A 1373-nucleotide genomic window follows, 5' to 3' on the forward strand; every position below is an offset into this window, starting at 1 on the left:
CAAAGGATATAAAAACAAAAAACCTCCTAAAAGCGGTTTAAATAAGTGAGATTTTCTAAGAATTAAAGGCTTGTGCAACGGTTACCGTTGTTGGCGACAGTTTTTATTTACAATCAGTTTTAGAATATCTGATAAGACTTTTCGCAAAATTCTTCAGAAAATCATTTTGAGCTGAATTAAGTCCTTTCTTGGCATAAATTTGCATATTTTCACAATCAGATAAACCTTTATAAGTAGCAGCCATACTCAAAAAGTAGGAGGACTTTTTAATAGGTTCTTTGTTTTCTATGTATTTCATACCTCTTAGAAAAATTTTTTCTGCTTCTTGATATTTTTTTAATTTATTTAAGTTTACACCTAAATTGATGTATAAATTTACATAAGTGCTATCTTTTGAAATCAATTCATAAAGCATCCTGTTAGATTTAGTGGAGTTACCTAGCTTATTTTCCACATTTGCAATTGAACTTAAGATTAAAATATTATCAGGTTCAATTTTATCGGCTTTTAAGAATTCCTTTTTTGCTTGTGAATATTTTTCATTTTTTATATAATTTAATCCATATAAATATTTTTCAGCAGCTTTTTTGTTTTCTATTCCATCACTCGATAACTTTATTATATCAGATGTATTTTTCTTATAAATAATTTCCTCAGAATTATAAGAGTTTTCTTTACAAGCTTGAAATGATAAAACTATCATTAAAATTAATAGATTTATTTTCATTTAGTATTAGGTTTAAAATTGACGCCAACGGTTTCGTATATCTAAAGTTGTGTAGTTTTAGTTCACTAATATAGCAAATATTAGCGAACTAGTTGTTTTATTTGAGTGCTAGTCCAAATAAACAACTACCTCACAATTTTAGATATACAGCGTTGTGTGCAGTAATTTTTTTGAAAACTTTACCATTGAATTAAAAAAAGGCTAAAGTTTAAAAAGAATTACGTAGTCTTCAAAGAGATACATAGCAAATTGTCATCAGTTTTTACTGCGAAGATTATGTTTGTTATAGACCGGTATTATAACCAACGTCATCGAGTAGGGGAAGGGATAAAGTAATTTAATAGCGTCCAGCTTTGCTTTTTTTGGTTTTATTTTTGTCGTCCACTTGATTTTTATAAAAAAATCCGCTACCTTGATCAAGCTTTTATACGAATTCGTTCGTATTTGAAAGTAAACTTTCACACGATCTCATCGAAAAGCTTGAGCACAGCTATTATTATATCCGTGCTAAAATAAATCCAACAAGCAATGTTCATATTTTATCCCTGAATAAACTGTTGAGAATCCGTAGCTTTTAATATTGCTCACAACGGTCTTGTATAACAATCAGTTGCGGATTGGTTAAAAACTAAGATAGCTAAAATTA

1 protein-coding gene is annotated in these 1373 nt (G+C 28.6%); it reads right to left on the reverse strand.

What is annotated here, in order from left to right; translation table 11 throughout:
* Window positions 1–103: 103 nt before the first annotated feature.
* Entirely contained in the window at window positions 104–727 is a 624-nt protein-coding gene (locus tag G551_RS0112335) for a tetratricopeptide repeat protein (protein ID WP_027885845.1), read from the reverse strand.
* Window positions 728–1373: the final 646 nt, after the last annotated feature.

The sequence above is a fragment of the Mesonia mobilis DSM 19841 genome (genome assembly GCF_000423405.1).
GTDB lineage: Bacteria > Bacteroidota > Bacteroidia > Flavobacteriales > Flavobacteriaceae > Mesonia > Mesonia mobilis.

What these genes read in the sequence shown, in the direction of transcription:
- G551_RS0112335 (WP_027885845.1), bottom strand. Translation starts at nt 727, where the DNA reads ATGAAAATAAATCTATTAATTTTAATGATAGTTTTATCATTTCAAGCT.